At 33.4% G+C, this 18,595-nt stretch carries 16 protein-coding genes; 3 read left to right on the top strand and 13 right to left on the bottom strand.

Features of this window, described 5'->3' with window-relative positions:
- Positions 1–165: 165 nt before the first annotated feature.
- Positions 166–891: a T9SS type A sorting domain-containing protein gene (locus GBH57_RS02395; protein WP_151672454.1), complete on the top strand. Its 726-nt coding sequence runs from the start codon at positions 166–168 to the stop codon at positions 889–891.
- 72 nt (positions 892–963) lie between these two features.
- Here the strand turns inward: GBH57_RS02395 and GBH57_RS02390 are convergent, their stop codons facing one another.
- From GBH57_RS02390 to pyrH, 5 genes are all read right to left on the bottom strand, one after another.
- Entirely contained in the window at positions 964–3,372 is a 2,409-nt protein-coding gene (locus GBH57_RS02390) for an efflux RND transporter permease subunit (protein WP_151672453.1), read from the bottom strand.
- A 118-nt stretch (positions 3,373–3,490) separates the two neighbouring features.
- A complete protein-coding gene (locus tag GBH57_RS02385) occupies positions 3,491–4,240 on the bottom strand; it encodes a phosphatase PAP2 family protein (protein WP_151672452.1) in 750 nt (249 codons plus the stop codon).
- A gap of 174 nt (positions 4,241–4,414) precedes the next feature.
- Positions 4,415–5,704, bottom strand: a complete 1,290-nt coding sequence (locus GBH57_RS02380) for a DUF5686 family C-terminal domain-containing protein (RefSeq protein ID WP_151672451.1) — start codon at positions 5,702–5,704, stop codon at positions 4,415–4,417.
- Between the two features lie 93 nt (positions 5,705–5,797).
- Entirely contained in the window at positions 5,798–6,352 is a 555-nt protein-coding gene (gene frr / locus GBH57_RS02375) for a ribosome recycling factor (protein WP_151672450.1), read from the bottom strand.
- Positions 6,353–6,600: 248 nt separating this feature from the next.
- On the bottom strand, positions 6,601–7,308 hold the full coding sequence (gene pyrH, locus GBH57_RS02370) for a UMP kinase (protein WP_151672449.1): 708 nt from the start codon (positions 7,306–7,308) through the stop codon (positions 6,601–6,603).
- A gap of 329 nt (positions 7,309–7,637) precedes the next feature.
- On the opposite strand from pyrH, the gene GBH57_RS02365 reads away from it, so the two are divergent.
- Positions 7,638–7,859 (top strand): hypothetical protein, encoded by a 222-nt coding sequence (locus tag GBH57_RS02365; RefSeq protein WP_151672448.1) that lies wholly within the window; start codon positions 7,638–7,640, stop codon positions 7,857–7,859.
- A 149-nt stretch (positions 7,860–8,008) separates the two neighbouring features.
- Here GBH57_RS02365 and GBH57_RS02360 read toward each other — a convergent pair whose 3' ends face one another.
- The 7 genes from GBH57_RS02360 to GBH57_RS02330 form a co-directional block, all read right to left on the bottom strand.
- A complete protein-coding gene (locus GBH57_RS02360; protein ID WP_151672447.1) occupies positions 8,009–8,626 on the bottom strand; it encodes a glutaredoxin family protein in 618 nt (205 codons plus the stop codon).
- A 130-nt stretch (positions 8,627–8,756) separates the two neighbouring features.
- On the bottom strand, positions 8,757–9,725 hold the full coding sequence (tsf, locus tag GBH57_RS02355; RefSeq protein ID WP_151672446.1) for a translation elongation factor Ts: 969 nt from the start codon (positions 9,723–9,725) through the stop codon (positions 8,757–8,759).
- Between the two features lie 129 nt (positions 9,726–9,854).
- Positions 9,855–10,748 carry a 30S ribosomal protein S2 gene (gene rpsB / locus GBH57_RS02350; protein ID WP_151672445.1) on the bottom strand — a complete coding sequence of 298 codons (894 nt, stop codon included), beginning with the start codon at positions 10,746–10,748 and terminating at the stop codon, positions 9,855–9,857.
- Positions 10,749–10,963: 215 nt separating this feature from the next.
- The gene (gene rpsI, locus GBH57_RS02345; RefSeq protein ID WP_151672444.1) at positions 10,964–11,350 is read right to left on the bottom strand and encodes a 30S ribosomal protein S9; all 387 of its coding nucleotides are present in this window, start codon (positions 11,348–11,350) and stop codon (positions 10,964–10,966) included.
- The gene (gene rplM / locus GBH57_RS02340) at positions 11,350–11,808 is read right to left on the bottom strand and encodes a 50S ribosomal protein L13 (protein ID WP_151672443.1); all 459 of its coding nucleotides are present in this window, start codon (positions 11,806–11,808) and stop codon (positions 11,350–11,352) included. The genes rpsI and rplM overlap by 1 nt, the downstream gene beginning before the upstream one ends.
- A gap of 267 nt (positions 11,809–12,075) precedes the next feature.
- Positions 12,076–15,528 (bottom strand): pyruvate carboxylase, encoded by a 3,453-nt coding sequence (locus GBH57_RS02335; RefSeq protein WP_151672442.1) that lies wholly within the window; start codon positions 15,526–15,528, stop codon positions 12,076–12,078.
- Between the two features lie 92 nt (positions 15,529–15,620).
- Positions 15,621–16,676, bottom strand: coding sequence for a hypothetical protein (locus tag GBH57_RS02330; RefSeq protein WP_151672441.1), 1,056 nt, complete (start codon positions 16,674–16,676; stop codon positions 15,621–15,623).
- A gap of 160 nt (positions 16,677–16,836) precedes the next feature.
- Between GBH57_RS02330 and GBH57_RS02325 the strand changes: the two genes are divergently transcribed.
- Positions 16,837–17,331: a hypothetical protein gene (locus GBH57_RS02325; protein WP_151672440.1), complete on the top strand. Its 495-nt coding sequence runs from the start codon at positions 16,837–16,839 to the stop codon at positions 17,329–17,331.
- 111 nt (positions 17,332–17,442) lie between these two features.
- Here the strand turns inward: GBH57_RS02325 and GBH57_RS02320 are convergent, their stop codons facing one another.
- Positions 17,443–18,537, bottom strand: coding sequence for a T9SS type A sorting domain-containing protein (locus GBH57_RS02320; protein ID WP_151672439.1), 1,095 nt, complete (start codon positions 18,535–18,537; stop codon positions 17,443–17,445).
- Between the last annotated feature and the right edge of the window lie 58 nt (positions 18,538–18,595).

The following is an 18,595-nucleotide window of genomic DNA, read 5'->3' as shown; positions in this document are numbered from 1 at the left end:
CTAATTTTTTTTTAGATTTAATATTATATCTTTAAGTATCTTATGTAATGCGCTGTTTTATTGTAAGATTATAACTCCCCTCGTAGTATACTGCTTAACTAAAAATATATTAATTTATGAGGGTGACATTCGTGCACCATTCTTAAACAATAAAATTCATAAATTATGAAAAATATTATGATATTAGTTTTTGTGTGCTTTTTTTCATTTATCAGTTCTGCTCAAGAACCAGACTTAGTAAATACAATTTGGTATTTAAGAGAAATAAATATTGGGGGTACAGTTATAGTATCACCAAGTAATAACGAAATAGAAACACCAAAATTAGAGTATTTATCTACTGGGAACGGATATTTTTTAGAGACTTGTGTTTGTATATGCTGGGGAGGTGATGTTTTGTTTGATACAGGGTTTTTTTTATTACCAAATGGTCTTGTTTCTATAACGCAAGAAACTTGCTCTATCCAAGAGAATATTGATTTTGATAATATTTATTTTGATCAAATTTTTCAACACGAAACAAATGCGGTTAGCGATCCAATTGAATACGAAATCCTAACAGATAGCGATGGTAATAAACAATTAACCTTAACCAATAGTAACGGTGATGTTGCTGTGTATGGTGATCAATTATTAGGTGTTGAAGATAATAGATTACCTACTTTTACAATTGCTTCAAATCCAGTTCAAAATACATTGAGTTTAGTGCTGCCAGAGTCTTTGAAAAATAGTAGCATAGAATTGTATGATATTAGAGGAAAACTACAAATTTCTAAAACAAGTACTAACACAACGGTTGCAACAGATGTTTCTAACTTAACTAATGGTGTTTATTTGGTTGTTGTTACAAATAGTGTTACAAAAAGTATTAAAAAGTTTATTAAGGAATAAAGTAAATTTCCTTCTGTTACTTAAAAGTCTGTTCAATGTTAAATTGTTCAGGCTTTTTTATTTGTGTAATCCTTATTTTTCTTCTGAAATATTATCTTCATCTTCCATGCTTTCAGGTAGGATCCTAAGTGCTGGTTTTTTAAAGGTTTTCTTGTTTGCAATACTTTTTTCAAGTGAAAGCAATAACGAAGGAAGTAGTAATAAATTAGCAAGCATTGCAAATACTAAAGTAACCGAAACCAAGGCTCCTAGTGCAACGGTGCCTCCAAAACTAGAAATAGTAAATACAGAGAACCCAAAGAAAAGTACAATGGAAGTATAGAACATACTTACACCGGTTTCTCGAAGTGCAGCGTAAACTGATTTCTTAATTTTCCAATCATTCGCTATAAGTTCTTGTCGGTATTTTGCAAGAAAATGAATAGTATCATCAACCGATATACCAAATGCAATACTGAAAACTAGAATTGTAGATGGTTTAATAGGTACCCCTAAAAAGCCCATGAGTCCTGCTGTAATAATTAACGGCAACAAGTTAGGGAGTAATGAAACAATAATCATTTTAAAACTTCTAAACATCCACGCCATAAATAATGCTATTAATAGAATGGCGAGTGAGAGGCTTATAATAAGATTGTTTACTAGGTATTTAGTTCCTTTTTGAAATACTAAGGCTTTTCCAGTGAGTGTTACGTTATATCTATCCTCAGGGAATAACTTGAGTGCTTTGGCTTTTAAATCTTCTTCAATACGGTCAAAACGATCCGTTTCTGTATCTGCCATAAACGCAGTAATACGTGCGTATTGTCCAGTAGAATCAACATAGCTAGTGAGCAGGTTAGTGTCGCTTGCACTGCTTTTAGCATAGCTTAAAATAAAGGTGCGTTCTTGACTGTTTGGTAATTGATAATATTCTGGATTTCCATTGTAATAGGCTTGCTTACTAAATTTTACAAGGTCAACAATAGAAAGAGGTTTAGAAAATTCTGGAATTTCCTCAATGTATGTTTGTAACTCATCCATGCGTTTAAGAGTAGCGAGTTTCATCACTCCTTTTTTGCGCTTTGTGTCAATTAAAATTTCTAAAGGCATAATCCCTTTATATTCTTTTTCAAAAAATCGGATTGATTTAAAAAACTCCGCCTTTTTTGGCATATCTTCAATAAGACTTCCCGAAATTTTAATAGTATAAATTCCAATAATACTTAGACAAAGAAGTCCAATAGAGACAATGTAAATAGCAATACGGTTATTTCTAACCATTTTTTCCATCCAGTCTACAAAACTGTTAATCCATCTTTTGTTTAGATGCTTTAAGTGCTTGTTTTTAGGCACTGGCATAAAACTGTAAATAATAGGAATTATAAGCAAGCAGAGAAGAAATATGGCAATAATACAAATAGAAGCAACTACACCAAATTCTTTTAATAGCTGACTATTTGTAAGTATAAATGTAGCAAAACCTGAAGCTGTTGTAACGTTAGTCATTAACGTGGCATTACCAACTTTTGCAATAACGCGTTGAAGTGATTTTGCTTGATTACCGTGTAATTGTATTTCTTGTTGATATTTATTTATTAAAAAAATACAGTTGGGAATCCCAATTACAATAATCAAAGGTGGTATTAGTGCTGTTAATACCGTGATTTCATATTTTAATAACCCTAATATACCAAATGCCCAAAGTACACCAACAATCACTGTAATCATTGAAATAAATGTAGCTCTGTATGATCTAAAAAAGAAGAAGAAAATGAGTGAGGTAACAAGAAGTGCTGCGCCAATAAACATCCCAATTTCATCGATAATGTTTTGTGAATTTAATGTCCTGATATAAGGCATACCAGAGGTATATACCTTAATTCCAGTTTCTTTTTCAAACGCAGCTATTTTAGGAATTAAAACTTCCTCGATAAATATTTTTCTTGCAGGTGTGTTTACAATATCCTTTTTTAGATAGACTGCCGTTCTAACCGATTTTTTATCTGGACTATACACTAAGCCACTATAGAAAGGTAGTTTTTCAAATAATTCGTATTGTAATTTATCAAGTTGTTTCTTGTTTAAAATGGAATCTTGTACAAGAGGTACCATTACAAATCCAACCGAATCTTTTCTTTTTTCTAGCTTTTGTAAATCACCTACGGATAGGGTTAAATCAACCTCTGGAGCAGTTCCTAACTCCATAGATAATTTATTCCAAGCGTTGAAGTGGCTTGGGGTAAAGAGTAGGCTATCCTTTACACCGTAAACAATTAAATTTCCTTCTTCACCAAACTTGTCTAAAAACTCATTGTATTCTTGGTTTATTTCGTGGTCATCAGGAAGCATATTAGCTTCGGTATAGGTAAAACGCATATGTTTCCATTGCATTCCTAAAAAAACGGTAAAGGCGGCTATAGCAATTAAAATGAAGACACGATTACGTAAAATAAAACGTGCTGTTGCACTCCAAAAACCAATGCTAAAAAGTTTGTTCAATGATATAGATGTTACGGTAGTTTTGTAAAGGTAAGGAATCCAACAAAGTTGTTGAAAAATTTAAGCAACTTATGATAATTCTATTTCAAAACATGAACCTAAGTTCATATTTTGAATTCTAAAAAGACATCAACATACCAAGACCATATTGTTCCCCATTATAATAAGGCGCGATAGATCCTGATAATGATTTTTCTTTTTTTATAAATAGTTGTTTTAAAAATGGATGAGTCCAATATGCAATTTTAGTACTTAAAATTCCTATTCCAGCGCCAGCAACAACATCGGTAAGCCAGTGTTTTCTATTGTACATCCTTAAATAACCTGTACCTGCAGCTACTGCATATCCTGATATGCCATACCAAATGGAAACATCTTTGTATTCTTGATATAAAAATTCGGCACCCATAAAAGCAGTTGCAGTATGTCCTGACGGAAATGATGAAAGTCCAGATCCATTTGGTCTTTGCCTATCTATAGACCGTTTTAATGCTAAAGAAGTAGCACCAACTAATATACCTGCAGTTGCTATAATAATAGTTCGATCCTTAAAATTATTTTTTCCTTTTATGCCTATTAAATTTAGACCATACACTGAAGCAATTGCAAGTGACTGCGTTGCCTCGTCAATAGGAAATTTTCGTAAATGATTATTATTTACTCCGTGGTTAAAAGAGGTGTCAAAGTCTAGTAAATCTTCGTGATCCTTACCAATTATTCCATAGCTTATTAAAAGTGTAGGGATAATTAAAGCTTTATAATCAAACTTCAATTCTTTTTTATCCTGAATGGTATCACCCTTTTTTGTTTGAGCTGCGACACTTAATGTTGCTAATATTAAGAATAATAATACTCTGAAAGAATTCATATTTGCTTGGTTCTGCGTTGCAATTAGTTTCAGATTGAAAAAAAAGCACTGCATAAATAAGTAAAATAAATGAATTACAGATTTTAAAATTAAAGATTGACTGTTGAATGTAAGTGTAAAATGAGGTTTTAGAATCGTGCTGTTTTAGGTATAAAAGCAGTAATAGAAATGGACTTATAATTTCAGATAAAAAGTGAATTTAGCCGAAATATTATCTTCGAAATCAGGTAAGTTATAATACCCATAGCGATATGCGAAACTTAAACCAAAACCAAAAATTAGCTTGTTGATTTCAAAACCAGTTTCATTAAAAACCTGTTCTAACGTTCCAAAAGCAGGGCCTATTTCGTCTGGAGCGGTTAGTCCTAAATGGCTTTCAATATTGTCTAAACCTCCTATAGCATGGCGTGTTACAAAAACTAATTCAGGCTTGAAGCGTCTACCTAAGTCAAAACGACGTAAACTATGTCTCACTTGTAATGTGGCTAATTTATCTGAGAAAAATTCGCCAAAATACATAGTCTCAAAACTACGACGCCCAGCTACTGAAAATCGTTGTAGAATTTCATCTTTAGTTGGGTTATTTGGATATGCATGAAATAAGTGGGTGAGAGGTACATCGCCAGTTGCGAGTAATCCCTCAAGTAAAAAGTTAGTGGAAGATAAATTAGTGCGCTTAATGTAGTAGTCTAATTTTAAACCAAATTTTGTGTAATCAAAATCACTAGAAGTTAGTCCGCTAATTCCTTTTGTTATTTGTGCGCTAATTTTTGGAAATCCATCAAAATATTCGACGCGGCCATCTTCAGAAGTGAAAAAGTTAGTTTTAGGACTTATTCTAACGCTAACGGTTGCTTCGGCTACTTCGTAATCTCGATATGTTTTTCCTTTATTTACAAACTGGTAATCTTCAATTTGTTTTATACCGCTTCTTGATATTCTAGCTTCTGCTAAAAACTTTTTTGAAAATTCGGTTTGGATGTTTGCTTGCCACGTTTTGTGTTTATAAAACTGAGTAACGTTTACAAGTCGTGGTTCAAAAACGGAGTAAACTCTATCATCAGTAAGGTATTTAAAGCTTCCTATTTCGGCTATATCATCTGCATAGAATAGATTTATCCATGTGTTATTTTCTTTATTAATTCGTAATGAATTACCTATACTATATTTTATGTTTTTGTCTTTGAATCCATAAGCTACATAACCACCTATTTTGTAGCGATCAGACAATTTTTCATTAGTGACTCCACCTACTCCAAGGCGTAAACCTTCATAGCTATTAAATTTAACGATATATTTTAGGTCAATATCAAAAAAGCCAATAGGATAAAAACCAGTTACAAATGGACTCTCTTTAATTTCAGCTTTAGTGGCTGTAGTATCTTGCTTTGTTTGTATGGTAGGTTGTTGCGCGAAAGTAGTTAACCCAACGAGAAGCAATAAGAGGAGAAGTGGATTACGCATAAGGATTATTAAAAACGATGTTTTAAGATTCAAAACTATAAATAAAGCGGCTAATGAGCCGCTTTATTGTATAATGTTTAACGTTGTTTTGAATTAAACCGTCATTATTTCTTTTTCCTTAACAACAAATAGCTCGTCAATCAATTTAATATGCTTGTTTGTCATTTCTTGAACGTCCTCTTCAAGTGATTTTTGTAAATCTTCACTAATATCAAGGTCTTTAATGCTGTTCATAGCATTTTTACGATCGTTACGTACTCCTACTTTAGAATCTTCAGCTTCGGCTTTTGCAGTTTTAGCAAGTTCACGACGACGTTCTTCAGTTAATGGTGGAACATTTATTATTACACTTTCGCCATTGTTCATTGGGTTAAAACCAATGTTAGCTAAATGAATTCCTTTTTCTATTTCTTGAATTAATCCTTTCTCCCAAGGTGCGATGGTAATAGTCATACCGTCTGGGGTGTTGATATTTGCAACTTGGCTTAAAGGTGTTTGACTACCATAATAATCAACCATTACGCTACCAACCATCGCTGGTGAAGCTTTTCCAGCACGAATGTTAGAAAATTTCTTTTTAAGGTGAACAAGAGCATTGTCCATTGCTTCCTTAGTACTGTCTATAATAAATTCAATTTCGTCTTCCATAATACGACTACGTTCACTAAGTTTAGTTTACGATTTATTTTTATTTAATGCTTATTCTAAAAACCCGAATGATAGAGATTAACTATTCTCAATCTTTTTGTCTTAAGGTGTTAACCATTAAGTTGTCAGGCATTTCACTTCTGAAATTTTAATAATCTAAAAAATGTTATTCAATAATTAGACCATTTCAAAAATAACAATTTTAATTTATCTGAAATTTTAATGAATTCAGAAAATTTCGGAATATATTATAAGTTAACTTTAGTTCCTATTTTTTCTCCCATCACAACTTTCATTAAGTTGCCTCTTGTATTCATATCAAAAACGATTATTGGTAATTCATTTTCTTGGCTTAATGTAAATGCAGTGGTATCCATTACTTTTAGACCTTTTCGTAATACATCGTCGAAACTGATATCATCAAATTTTGTTGCGTCACTATTTTTTTCTGGATCACTTGAGTAAATACCATCAACTCTTGTTCCTTTTAGTATTACGTCGGCTTTAATTTCAATGGCTCTTAAAACAGCTGCACTATCTGTTGTAAAATAAGGATTACCAGTACCGCCACCAAAAATTACTACGCGACCTTTTTCTAGGTGACGCATTGCTTTACGGCGAATAAAAGGTTCAGCAACTTCATTAATTTTTATAGCGCTTTGTAGACGAACTGGAATATCTTCATCCTCTAAGGCACTCTGTAATGCAAGACCATTAATTACGGTTGCAAGCATTCCCATATGGTCACCTTGCACACGGTCCATACCGCGACTAGCACCCGCAACACCTCTAAAGATATTACCTCCACCTATAACGATAGCTACTTCAACACCTTTAGCAATAATTGCTTTAATGTCCTGAGCGTATTCTTGCAATCTAACTGGATCGATACCATATTGAAGGTCTCCCATTAAGGCTTCACCAGATAGTTTAAGTAAAATTCTTTTATAGTGCATGTGTGTGGATTTATTGGGTGCAAAAATAGGAAAATATGTTTTTAGTTGTAGTTGAATTATTGAGTATAATTATGTCAGTTTATTTTATTGAGTTTTTATTTGTGTTTGAGGGACACTTAAGCACTTTTGCGTTTATTAATAATGAACAAAAGAATTTGTGATATAGGGGTATTTGTCCCCTACTTATGGGCTTAAAACCTACTATGTAGTTTTTAAGCGAATGGTGTTTTCGCTTTAGAGAATCACTTCCTTTAATGAAAGTGCTTGTTAATCAATCCATACAAGGCATAAAATGACAATCAGGTTGAATCGCTCTCAAAAAAGACAACGTGCTCTTAAATCACTTAACAACCACTTCTAGCAAGGCAGACAAGTTGATGATTCCTACTAGTAATGGTTTTTTGTTTGTTAATTATAACGATATCCTACATGTTGAGGGTTATGATGGATATACTAAAATTCATCTTGAGAACTCTTCTGAAATTGTAAGTTCATATAACATTGGTAAGTTTGAAAAAAATGGTACCCAATCCTTTTTACAAATGTCATAAGTCGCACATTGTTAATTTGTAGAAAGTTTCCGAATTTAAAAACGAAGGTTATGTTGTTTTATAAAACAGAAAGGCTATTCCAGTTTCTAAAACTAAACAGAAAGAGTTTTTACAGCTTTATTTTAAATAAAAAAATGATTAGTAATTACTTATTTTTTAAGTAAACTACTTAGAAATGCCTCAAGATCTTCATGGCTATATGATATTTCACCGTTTACAAGTATAACTGGTGTAGTGAAGTTGCTTTCATTTCCATCCTCTATTAAAAGTTTATTCATAAGGGCTAAACCTTTTTTATTTTTTCTTATATCAATAGTTTTAAATGGTATTTTGTTTTCAGATAAGAAGGATACAGTTCTGTTACATCTTGGACAGTCAGTTTTATCAAACACCACAATGCCATTATTAATTTCTTCTAAATTTTCTAATGGATATTTGCTTTGAGTGATTAAAGATTTTTGCGGTATAGCTTTCTCAACAACTTTATAATTAGAATTATATTGGTAACTGTATGCTCCTTTAATAGCTGCGGTTGTAATAGTTTTTGATTCTTTTGCTTCTATAATAACTGTTTGTGGTCTAGTAGATGCTCTTAAGCCAGCTATGTTTTTAAGTTGCAAGGTTGCTTCAATAGCTTTATCGCTACTGTTTTGCCCTTTGAATATTAAGATGTTGTCTTTTTCATTCACGCTTATTTCTAATACGTCAGTTTGCGAGACACTTAGTAGTGGTAGGCTTATAATAAATAAAAATATGATTTTGTTCATGGATAACGTTCAGTATAATTTGAAATCAAAATACTTAATTTTCATGAATAAAAAAATCCGCCGTTAGCAAAAGCTAGAAGCGGATTTAATATATAATAAGTAACAACCACAAATTGTAGTTGCGTATTGTTTATGCTAGAGTTACTCTTTTAAAACCAACAACAGAAACATCTCCGTGAGCTGCAACGTAGTCACCTACATTTTTCTTGTCGTCCATAATAAAGTTTTGATCAAGTAATGCTTTCTCGTGGTCTAATGTTGTATTATCAGCGATAAAACGTTCCATTTTTCCTGGAAGAATGCGGTCCCAAATTTGTTCAGGCTTTCCTTCAGCTTTTAATTCAGCTTTAGCAGCTTCTTCAGCTTTAGCTAAAACATCATCAGTTAATTGAGATCTAGAGATAAAAGAAGGAACATTTTTTAATGTTTTTCCTAAACGTCCAAGCTCAATATTGTCTTTTTCAATTGCAGCAATACGTGCTTCAGTTTCACTTGCAACATAAGCAGCGTCAAAATCTTTGTAAGATAATGTAGTTGCTCCCATAGAAGCTACTTGCATTGATACTTCTTTAGCTAATTTTTCAGCACCTTCAATAGCAGAACTTAAACCAGTTAAAGCACCAATTTTCTTACCGTGAATATATGTGCCTACAAAAGGAGCTTCAAGAATTTCAAAACCTCCAATTTCCAATTTCTCACCAATAACACCTGTTTGCTCGATTAATTTTTCAGCAACAGTCATTGAATCATCAAACTTTGCAGCAAGAAATTCTTCTTTCGTGTTATAGTTTATAGCGATAGCTGCCATTTCTTTAGCCATTGCAGTATATGAATCGTTATTTGCAACGAAATCAGTTTCACAGTTTAATGATAACACAACACCTCTTGTGTTGTCATCATTAATTTGAGAAACAACAGCACCTTCACTAGAGTCGCGGTCTGCTCTTTTCTCAGCAATTTTCTGTCCTTTTTTACGTAGTACAGCAATTGCATCTTCTAAGTTACCTTCAGCTTCAACAAGGGCCTTTTTACAGTCCATCATTCCAGCTCCGGTTTTTTTTCTTAATTCGTTTACTTGTGCGGCAGTGATTTTTACCATCTTAAATATATTTTTGTAATATCCGCTATTGCGAATAGCATTAATAAATTACTTAACTTAAAAAGTCGTTTAAAATTATTTCAGAAGAAAAAAAATCAAACGACTCTATACTTAATATTGAATCGAGATTTACTCTTCTTCTTTAGTAGCTTCTAGAGTTTCTTTTTTAGACTCAAGTTTTACAGGCTGCTTTGCATCCTCCATAGCTTTTTTGTCAGAAACACTTGTATTAGGAGCTTCAGAAACTGTAGTTTCTTCTTTCACCTTTTTAGAATCGGCTTTAGCAGCTTTTTTCATATCCTTAGCGTCATCTGCATCTTTACCTGACTTACGTTCAGCTAAACCTTCGATTAATGCTTCAGAAACAGATCCCATAATTTTTTCGATTGACTTAGATGCATCATCGTTAGATGGAATTACGTAATCAATAACTCTAGGGTCACTGTTCGTATCTACCATTGCGAAAATTGGAATGTTCAATTTAATTGCTTCAGCAACTGCAATGTGCTCACGAGTTGTATCAACAATAAATAATGCAGCTGGTAAACGTGTCATATCACTAATTGAACCTAAGTTCTTTTCTAGTTTAGCACGTAAACGATCAACTTGTAAACGTTCTTTTTTAGAAAGTGTAAGGAACGTTCCATCAGCTTTCATTCTGTCGATAGAAGTCATTTTCTTAACAGCTTTACGGATTGTAACAAAGTTTGTTAACATTCCACCAGGCCATCTTTCAGTAATATAAGGCATGTTAGCAGCTTTAGCTTTATCTGCAACGATGTCTTTAGCTTGTTTTTTTGTAGCTACGAAAAGTACTTTACGTCCTGAAGCAGCAATTTTTTTCAAAGCTTCATTTGCTTCGTCAATTTTTGCAGCAGTTTTGTAAAGGTTGATTATATGAATTCCATTACGCTCCATGTAGATGTAAGGAGCCATATTTGGATTCCACTTTCTTGTAAGGTGTCCAAAGTGTACACCTGCTTTTAGAAGTTCTTTAACTTCTGTGTTTGTTTGTGTTGCCATGTTTTTTTTAGTTTACGTTCTGTATGTTTAGACGTCAATCTTCCTGTGTAATTTTAGCGATGCTAAAAAGTAAAGGCTTGATTTAGATACTAAACTAATTGTCCCGCCCGGCAGAGCGGGACTAACAGCTTATTTAATACTCAATTTATTTAAGAACTTGTATATTAACCTGTCGAAAAGCAATAAATGCAAAGCGACAACTAATGTAAATAATATTAACGTTTCGAGAATTGGAATTTTTTACGGGCTTTCTTTTGACCGAATTTCTTACGTTCAACCATTCTTGGGTCTCTTGTAAGTAATCCTTCTGGCTTAAGAATACCACGATTCTCATCGTTTAATGTACACATTGCACGAGACAATGCAAGACGAATAGCTTCAGCTTGTCCTGTAATACCACCACCGTAAACATTAACGTTAATGTCAAAAGTAGTTTCGTTTTCAGTCATTACTAATGGCTGCTTTACTTTGTACTGTAATGTAGCAGTAGTAAAGTAACTTGCTAAGTCACGCTTATTAACTGTAATATCTCCTTTACCTTCAGTAAGGTACACACGAGCAACAGCCGTTTTTCTTCTTCCTATTTTGTGAATTTTTTCCATTATTTCGTCGCGGTGTTAATAGTGATTACTCTTGGTTTTTGAGCTTCTTGACCGTGGTTTGCATCAGCATACACTTTCAAGTTTCTAAAGATTGCACTTCCTAATTTGTTTTTAGGTAACATTCCTTTTACAGCTTTCTCCACCACGCGTGCTGGATTTTTGTCCATCAATTCTGTAGCAGTAAGACTTCTTTGTCCACCTGGGTAACCCGTATGGCGAATATAAGATTTGTCTCTCCACTTGTTTCCTGTTAATTGGACGTTGCTTGCGTTAATGATAATCACATTGTCTCCACAATCTACGTGAGGTGTAAAGCTTGGCTTGTGTTTACCACGAAGAAGTTTTGCAACTTCACTCGCAAGACGACCTAGTGTGTGCCCGTCCGCATCTACTACTAACCACTCTTTTGTTACAGTGGCTTTGTTAGCAGATACTGTTTTGTAACTTAATGTATCCATTATGTTCTTTGTCTAATTATTAATAAATTATTTCTGTCCCTTATTTAAAGGACGGCAAAAATAAGCTTATTTATTTGATTGACAAATAGGAGAGTGCAAATATTTTAAAGTGTTTTTGTAATACTATTTTATTCTGAAATTTTAAAGAATGGAAATTTGCTTAAATAAATTTGATATTTGGTAAGTATCACACTTTTAATTAATTAGAGTTTTAGTTAAATAAATTAAAGCTTTCAGAATTAATAATCCTGAAAGCTTTAATCTGTATTATTCAATGTTTAAAACTAAATCACCTGTCATAACCATTTCACCTTCTTTCAACGTTACTGAAGAGACTGTTCCGTCTTTTAAAGCAGTAACAGTTGTTTCCATTTTCATTGCTTCAATGATGAATAGATGGTCGTTTTCTTTTACTTTTTGTCCTGGTTTTACTAAAACTTTATAAAGCATTCCTTGCAATGGTGCACCATATTGATTTTCATCTGCACTATCAGCTTTGTCATTTTGCTTTATTGAAATGTTAAGCGATTTGTCAATAATTTCGACTAATCTATTTTCACCATTAACTTTAAAGAAAACCATTCGTTTTCCCTCATCATTAGGAGGAGTTACTGAGAGTAGTTTAACAATAATTGTTTTACCTGGTTCTAGTTCAATCATTATTTCTTCTCGCTGTTCCATACCAAAGAAGAAATTTTTAGTAGGTAGTATTGCTACATTCCCGTATTTTTTATAATTGTTATGTGCATCTTCAAACACACGAGGATATAAACTATAGCTTAAAAAGTCTTCAAATTCAATAGGTCTACTAAAGTCCTGCTGAAATTTCTTTTCAAATTCTTTAAATTCTTTTGTAAAATCAATAGGTGCTAAATGTGCATTTGGTCTATCTGTATAAGGAACTTCATTTTTAAGAATGATTGCCTGTAATTCTTTAGGAAACCCTCCTTGAGGTTGACCTAAGTCACCTCTAAAGAAGCTTACAACAGATTCTGGAAATGATAGCGAAGCTCCACGTTCAAAAATATCCTTTGGAGTTAGATTGTTTGTCACCATATAGATAGCCATATCTCCAACAACTTTAGAGCTAGGTGTCACTTTTACTAAATTTCCGAAGAGCATATTTACCTCAGCGTACATTTTTTTAACTTCTTCGAAACGATCCCCTAATCCAAGCGCTGTTGCTTGAGGCCGCAAATTAGAATATTGTCCTCCTGGTATTTCGTGTGTATATACTTCAGCCGTTCCTGCTTTTAAACCTGACTCAAAAGGATAGTAATATTCGCGTACATCTTCCCAGTAATTTGAGTATGAATTTAATGATGGAAGATCAATTGGGTTTGCTCTTTCGTGATGTTTCATCATCTCCACCACACTATTAAAGTTAGGTTGTGATGTTAAACCGCTCAATCCTGCTAACGCTACGTCAACTACATCAACTCCTGCTTCAATCGCTTTTAAATACGTAGCAGATTGTATAGAGGAGGTGTCGTGAGTATGTAGATGTAATGGTACATTAACAGTGTCTTTTAATGCTAAAACAAGTTCGCTAGCTGCATATGGAGTAAGCAATCCAGCCATATCTTTTATGGCAATAATATGTGCTCCTGCATTTTCGAGATCTTTTGCTAGTTGTGTGTAATATGCTAACGTATATTTTGTATTGCTTTTATCTAAAATATCGCCTGTGTAGCTTATGGCTGCTTCAGCAAGTCCACCAGTTTTGTTACGAACATATTCTATACTTGGTGCCATTGCATTTACCCAATTTAAAGAATCAAATATTCTGAAAACGTCTACACCATTTTCCCAAGACTTTTCAACAAATTTTTCAATCAAGTTATCTGGGTATGCTTTGTAGCCAACACCATTAGATCCTCTTAAAAGCATCTGGAAAAGCACATTTGGCATTAGTTTTCTAAGCTCACGTAAACGTGTCCAAGGGCTTTCATTTAAAAAACGCATACATACATCGAAGGTAGCTCCTCCCCACATTTCAATACTGAAAATGTTCGGGTGGTTTTTGGCATAACTTTCAGCAACTGCAACCATATCTTTAGTACGCATTCTTGTTGCTAGTAATGATTGATGAGCATCACGAATTGTAGTGTCTGTATAATGGATTTTCTTTTCGGCTTTAAGCCACTTGCTAAATCCTTCTGGACCTAGTTCCGTTAATAAATCTTTAGTTCCTTTTGGGAAAGCTGCTTTAGGGTCAAAAGCTGGAACTTTTGGGATTCTAAATACAGCGTTTGGATTCACAAATTTTACATCTGGACTTCCGTTAACTATAATTTCACCTAAATAATTTGTAATCTTAGTTGTTCTATCCTGCGGTATTTTAATTTTGAAAAGAGATGGGTTGTTTTTAATAAAATTAACCGAAGCTTTCCCACTCTTAAAATCTTCATGTAAAATTACATTTTGAAGAAAGTGAACATTCGTTTTCACCCCTCTAATTCTGAACTCCTTTAAAGCTCTAGTCATTTTTCTAACGGCACCATCGAGCGTTCGGCCGTGAGCTGAAACTTTTACTAGCATAGAGTCAAAAAACGGACTCACTTTGTATGATTGATAAATACTACCAGCGTCTAGGCGAATTCCCATTCCAGAGGCACTACGATATGTGGTAATTGTTCCGTAATCTGGGGTAAAATCGTTTGTAGGATCTTCAGTTGTCAATCTACATTGAAGTGCAAAACCATAGGTTGCTAATGTATCTTGCGCATATATCTTAATTTGCTGACTGTCTAATTTATATCCTCCAGCAACAAAAATTTGTGTTTTAATTAAGTCGATTCCAGTCACCATTTCGGTTACGGTATGTTCAACTTGTATTCTTGGGTTTACTTCAATAAAGTAAATGGTATCGTCTTCGTCTACTAAAAATTCAACAGTACCTACATTATTGTAATTAACCTCTTCGGCAATTGCTATTGCATATTTATAAAGTGCATCTTTTACTGATTGTGATACATTATGTGAAGGTGCAACTTCTACTACTTTTTGATGACGACGTTGTACTGAACAGTCACGTTCAAAAAGGTGGCGAATATTTCCGTGGTTATCAGCTACAATTTGTACTTCAATATGTTTTGGGTTTACCACATACTTTTCTAAAAACATCGTGTCGTCTCCAAAGGAGTTTAAAGCTTCGTTTTTAGCAGAATCAAAATTCTTTTCAAGGTCATCAGGTTTTGTGATAACTCTCATACCACGACCACCTCCACCTGAGGCTGCTTTAAGCATTACTGGATAACCAATTACATCAGCTTCTTCAAGCGCAATTTTTACTGAAGTTAAATCGCGAATGTTACTTTTAATAGTTGGAACCTTGCATTTTTCGGCAATCTTTTTTGCCATTATTTTATCACCCAAAGCATCCATTACTTCAGGATCTGGACCAATAAATATGATGCCGTTTTCTTTACAAGCTCTAGCGAAGTTTGAGTTTTCTGAAAGAAATCCATAACCAGGGTGAATTGCGTCTACGCCTTTTTCTTTAGCTAAACTTACAATAGCATCAATATCTAAATAAGGTTTAAGTGGGTCATTGTCCTCACCTATTTGGTATGATTCATCTGCTTTTAGCCTATGTTGAGAGTAACGATCTTCATAGGTATATACGGCAACTGTTTTTAAATTTATTTCCGTACAAGCTCGTAATACTCTAATGGCTATTTCGCTTCGGTTGGCAACTAATACTTTTTTGATTTCCATGGTAATGAATTATTAAATATGACAATGGTTACGAAGATACAATTTACTATGCATGCATAATAAATTTCGCACAACTATTTATAAGAAATTATTTATCTCAAATATGGGTTTTCATTTTGATAATTTCTGATAATAAAATCAAGTGCTGCGTCAAGGATTTCTCCCATGTTCTTCGCTTTTTTAAATTCTATATCTCCTGTCAAATTAAGGAGTGCTTTTTTGAGTTCTTTTATTTTTTCGGGTTGAGAAATTTTGTCTCGTTTCATACAAGTCATTAATTCTTGTAATCTGTCATTAGCACTAGTAGCTCTTTTAGCAAGTAGTGAGCGTTCTTCTCTTTTATATTGTTCAATAGAAGGTTGTTCTAGAACAGATGAAACTAACTCAACTAATTTAATGTTTTCTTTTAGAAACTGAGGTCTATAAACTTTTACATTTCCTTCATAGCTTTGTTGGTCAAAATCTATAGCGCGAATTCTATATTGAATTCTGTCAAAATCATTGGTTAAAACCATTACATAGTTATACGATCGCATATCTCCTAACAGACGAACGAAACAGCGTTCATTAAATTTTACAAACTCTTTAGCTATTTCACGTTTGTCCTGTTCTGAACATTTATCGAGATGATGTGTGATAAAATCATCACCAGGTATTCCAGAAATATGTTCTTCAATTAAGGTGTTTCCGTGGACTAAAAAGTTGATATGATTTGGCGAAAGTAAGTGCTCTAATTCTAAACCATAAATACGGCTAGCATCGGCTTTTTTAATATAAAGAAATATGTAATTATCGTTTAGAATATTTCTTACTTTAATACGAAAAGGTTTACTGTTACCAAACGTGCAATAATCGATACTATCAATATTTAAATAGGGTAGCAATGCATCAGACCCATCACTGTGTAGAATGGAATACATTTGTTTTAAGCTAATCTCAATTTCTTTTCGCTCATACTCAGAGTAGTACACTTGTATCCATAAAGAATCATTCCCGTGCTTATCGTACACTGTTACTGAGCCTTGATATCTAAGTAAGTCGTCATAATAAATGGGTATTTTTATATTACGAGCATATTTAGTCAAGTATTCCGATAACGCTTCAGTTATTGGATAGGTAGGTTTCTTCTTTGAAATTAGTTTTTGCATCAATTAGAGTTACATAGTATTAAGCCTTGTTTGTTTATAAAGATAGCAGTTTCTTGGAAAGGTTATATCTAAATATAATTGTTAAATTTTTAATACTGAAGTAACAATATCTATTAACGTTCGTTTCTATTCTAGTTAAACATTCACTAAATAAAAAAAAATGAAAAAATTTATGAGTATGCTGGCAATTGCTTTGGTATTTGCCTCTTGTGGTAGCGATGATGATAATGTAGAAGAAACAGAAGCGTCAATAGTAGGGACATTTGTATTAACAAGTTCTAACTCACCATTTAATGATGATTATAATGGAGATGGGGAAACGTCAACTAATTTGTTAGACGAAGTTCCTTGTTTGATGACAACAGTAACCTTCAATGCAGATGGTACATATTCAGATAATGGAACAGATTTAGTCATTGAAATTGACGGTGATGGGAATACTTCTGCAGGTTGTGAAGGTCCATTTACTAGTACTGGAACATATACTTTGAATGGAACAGCTCTTACAATTGAAGAACTTACTACTACAGATCCAGCGGGAATAAGTGCTGATGTGGAATTCAATAATGCTACTACTGTTGTAACAAATGAAGGATTAACATTATCAGTTGCTACAGGTTTTGGAAATGCTATTTTTGTATTTGACAGACAGTAATATTTAATCTAAATACTAAAAAGCCCTTGTTTTATTTAGAGATAAGGGCTTTTTAATTTTTATAAGATTTAAGTAATAACAGTTTCTTCTGAAATACTAATGCTTTAACAATTATTCTTTAATTACTCTAACTACACTATTGTTTAAGCGAACTAAATAGATTCCTTTTGTCAATTCTGATAAATCAATCTGCTTTTTATTATCAGTTAATTCTCCATCTACTAAAAGTTGTCCTCGCGTTGAATAGACTTCAAAATGAACATCATTTTGTAAATCAACATTTAGTAGTCCTTGAGTAGGGTTTGGGAAAATAGTATAGTTAATTTCATTTTCTGAAATAGTTAATAACTCACATTCAAAACTTGAAAGTACACTTGAAGCAGCAGGCGGATTTACTAAAAGTTCGTCATTTAAAAGTGGACAATAACAATCATTTTCTTCTACATATAACTTAATCCAAGAAAGAGCAAGATTTCCTGCTGCACCATTTCCGCCATTGGGAGTGTTTGCAACAGAGTGATTTCCATTCTCTATTTCAAAAAGTAGTTTGTTTGTAGACTCTGGAGTAGCAGCATAATGTAAATTCGCGTGTTGTGATGGTGGCGCAACAGGATCATTTTGACCACTTAAAATTAAAACCGGAATATCGTGGTTTAATGATGCATTAGGTAACCAAGGACATAAAGCTACAACACCTTTAATTGAGTTGTCAAGTACAGCAGCGCGTTGTGCACCACCGCCGCCCATGGACCATCCACTTACAGCAAACTTTGTCTCATCTAGATTCCCTTCAAGTGGAGAAGTGGCTCTTGTGTTTTCTTGACGTAATGTTTCTAAGGCATCTAGTAATGCTTCAGCTCTTGCTTCAGGTAAGTCGAATATTGAGTTGGTTCCTATTATTATAGTAACAATACCATGCGATGCATAAAATGGCCCCCACTCTTCAACACTGTCTGGAAACGAATTAAATCCTGGAACAATAGCAATACTTGCATAAGGTGGTGTCGCATTTGCAGGGTAATATACAGTGGCGTCTAAATAATCAGGGCCATTTCTTAAACCATCGGCTTCAGTTAATGTTGCAACATCAAATGGACCTGGGTTTGTTAAACTCGCAACTGTGATATCTTCGCATTGCGCAAACATATTTCCTGATGTATATGAAGTTGCAAAAAGCAGAAATATTACTAAGTATATTTTTTTCATAATTTTAATATAATGGAACTATAATTATTAGCTGTACACAATTTAAACTTGGTAGAAC

It is taken from the genome of Patiriisocius marinus, assembly GCF_008974325.1.
GTDB lineage: Bacteria > Bacteroidota > Bacteroidia > Flavobacteriales > Flavobacteriaceae > Patiriisocius > Patiriisocius marinus.
Note: the sequence above shows the minus strand (reverse complement) of the source record. Positions and strands in the feature narration are given on the sequence as shown.